The 3,008-nt window shown below is 74.3% G+C and carries 2 protein-coding genes; both read right to left on the reverse strand.

The window, feature by feature from the left end:
• On the reverse strand, positions 1-1,133 hold a 1,133-nt coding region (locus GL263_RS24335; RefSeq protein ID WP_182857893.1), incomplete at its 3' end, for a 4-hydroxy-3-methylbut-2-enyl diphosphate reductase.
• Between the two features lie 215 nt (positions 1,134-1,348).
• A complete protein-coding gene (locus GL263_RS24340) occupies positions 1,349-2,734 on the reverse strand; it encodes an NsdA family TPR-like regulatory protein (RefSeq protein ID WP_194377872.1) in 1,386 nt (461 codons plus the stop codon).
• Positions 2,735-3,008 lie beyond the last annotated feature (274 nt).

The following is a 3,008-nucleotide window of genomic DNA, read 5'->3' on the forward strand; positions in this document are numbered from 1 at the left end:
GTTCTGTGGGGGACGGTGCGGGGCGGCCGCGGACCCGTGTGGACCCTGCGCCAGACGTGGCTCGTCGGTCCCAGGCCGTCAAGCGCCTCGATGACCTGCCGGTAGCGGGGGCCTCCGTCCTCGGTGTCGAGGACGGCGACGGTCGCGACGTTGACGTCGGAGGGCCGTAGGCGGTCCAGGGTGGTGACCTTCCGGGCCCGCCCGGCCATGCCGGTGGCGACGCTGACGGTCGGGCTGGTGCCGTGACCGGCGATGACCAGGGCGTCCGACTGGGCGAGTACCGAGCCGACGGCGGTGTGGAGGTCGTCCATCGTGTAGCACCACTCGTCGGGGTGCTGGCCGCGGAGCAGCGGGAAGCGGGCCCGCAGGACGTTCAGCACGGCAGCCACCTGGGAGACGGTGGAGCCGGGTGCCACGACAAAGGCGAGGCGGTCCGGCCGGTCGACGGTGAGCGCGGCGGCCTGCGCCGTTGTGGCCACGCGGTCGAGTCCGTCGTGGGACGGGGCCTTGGGCCGGGTGGGCCAGGGGACGGCCGTGTGGGTGCCTACGACGATCACCGTCTCGCCCTCTTCCGTGAGGCGACGCGTCGTGCGGCGGGCGAGTTCCTGTGCCCGGCAGTCGGCCCAGGTGGGGCAGCCGCAGGGGCGCCACAGTGTGCCGGTCGGGCTCGCGGACTGTCGGGGGATCGGGCCGCGAGGCCGTGGGGCCGGCGCGGGTGGAGGCGCGACGTGCAGCACGCGGCGGGTGCGGAGGACGGCCCGCCAGGCGTCGATCTGCCGGCGGGCGAGTTGAACGAGGGTGTGCTCCTCGGCGCGGACGGCGATCGCCAGTCCTCGGTGGTGCCCGTCGGGCATCTCGTAGGAGACGGCGACGACGGCGGTGGCGGCGTGCGATCCGGGTACGGCGCCGGATGAGGCGTCTCCGAGGACCCGCGAGGGCTGGAGGGGCCCGGGCAGCGGGCGGTGGTCGACCCGATGACCGGCGTGGCGGAGGTGGGCGGCGACCAGCTGGTGTGCGGGGCACTCGACCGCGCCCCTGGTGGGGTGCCACCAGGTGGAGGCGACCGTGAGTGTGCCCGGCGCGACGGGCAGGGCGGTGGTGTGGAACTCCTCGCACAGCACGCTTCGGTTCATGGTCCTACCCCTTCGCAGCGGTGAGAAGGCACACGAGGTCGACGGTTCGGCACCGGGGCGGGACCGAGCGGCGGCTCTGCTTCCCGGGTGAGGCCTGGTGAGCGGGTTCGGCCGCCGTCCGCGACGACCGGCGCGGGCGGCGTGGGCACGTGGACGCTCGGCGTCACGCAGGGCTGGACGGGCCCCGCCGCCGTGGTCCCGCCGCTGAGGCCCGCTCAGTCCGCTCCACGGGAGCCGGGGCCGGCCCGCACCGCGCGCACGCGGCGCAGTACGGCCGCGGCCGCCGGGTTGGCGGAGTGGGGGCGCAGGGCGGCCTGCGCCCGGCGGAGCCGGTTGTCGACGCGGGCGCTGCGCACCTTCGGGTAGATGTCGAGAAACAACTGCCATGCCTGACACGACTGTTCGAGGTGTCCCTGGGCGAGATGCTCCTCGCCCAGCTCGGCGAGGACAAGTGCGCGCGACCTCCGCTCCTCGACGGGCCGGTGGCGCAGCGAGGCGTCGAGCGCGCGCAGGACGACGCGGCGGTCTCCGAGCTTCCGCGCGACGGCGGCGTGTTGGAGCGCCAGCGAACCGGCGTGGAACGCGGCGACCGACGAGCTGTCGCTTGTCGCACGTTCCAGACGGCGCTCGGCGAGCGACAACTGCCGAACGCTGCGCGCATCACCGTCCGCGGCCAGCGCGACCGCCAACTGGCCGCGCAGAAAGGCCTGCTGGCGCGGAGGAAGGTAACGCTCACCGAGGCCGACGGCCTGTTCCGCGAGCGTCAGCGCCTCCGCGTGGTGGCCGAGCGTGCGCGCCTGGTGGCTCAGCCCTCGCAGCGCTATGGCCTGCCCGGCCATGTCGCCGACTTCGCGGGCGAGTTCGACGCTCGCCAGGTATAACCGCTGGGCGGCGACCTGCTGGTTCATGTCGAAGTGGGCGAAGGCGCACAGGTAGGTGAGGCGGGCGGCGACGTTGAAGAGTTCGCGGCGCACCGCCGGTGGCGGGTCGGCCCTGAGCCAGGGCAGCAGGGTGGTGGACAGGTACTGGCGCAGCGGGACGTGGACTCCGCCGGCCCCGAAGGCCGCCTCCTGCCGGGAGAACAGGTCGAGCATCGCGTGCGCGGAGGCCACGTGCTCCTGGCCGACCGGGCCGGGCGGGGGCGCCGACAGCGGCCGGCGGTCGTGCAAGGGGGTGGCGGCGGACGCGAGACCGGACGGGGTGCCCGGTGTGACAAGCGCGGTGAGCGAGTAGGCACCGAGCCTCGCCGCGCCCCGGCGGTCGATGACCCGCAGCAGGTCGTGGAGACGGCTCACGGAGTCTCCCTCGTCGGCCTGCTCGCCCGGCGGGGCCGGGGGTGACGTCGTGCGGACGAGGCCGGTGTCCGCTTCGCCGACATGCCGGCCGAGCTGCCGGGTGAGCGCCTCGGCGACGAGGGAGGGGACGGGCGGCCGGGGTCGGCTGCCGGCGAGCCAGTGGGCGACGCTGCTGCGGTCGTAGCGCAGTGCGACGCCTTGGGCGGCGCCGAGGGCGTTGACGACGCGCGCCAGTCGTGCGCCGCTCCAGCCGGCCTCCGCGAGGAGGGCGCGGAGCGCCTGGTTCGGTGTACGGGTCGATCGCACACTTCTCCTCTGTCCCTCTCCACGCTGCCGGATTGCGCACGTTCAACGTCGTTGTCTGTTCAACGTTCCTGCGCCGCTCAACTGCTGCGGAATTGTGGTGCAACGGGCAGCCTCAGAGTGCGGAATCGATTCGCCAGGCGGCCAGGCCGCACGAGGGGCGCACCGTCGCAAATCCGTCGCACACCGCGCACCCCCGGCCGATCGCCACCGACCAGCCCAAGCCACCACCAAACGTGAGGCCCGATGCACCACAGCACTGCGCCCGCCCGCACGC

The organism is Streptomyces durbertensis, assembly GCF_014156695.1.
GTDB classification, from domain to species: domain Bacteria; phylum Actinomycetota; class Actinomycetes; order Streptomycetales; family Streptomycetaceae; genus Streptomyces; species Streptomyces durbertensis.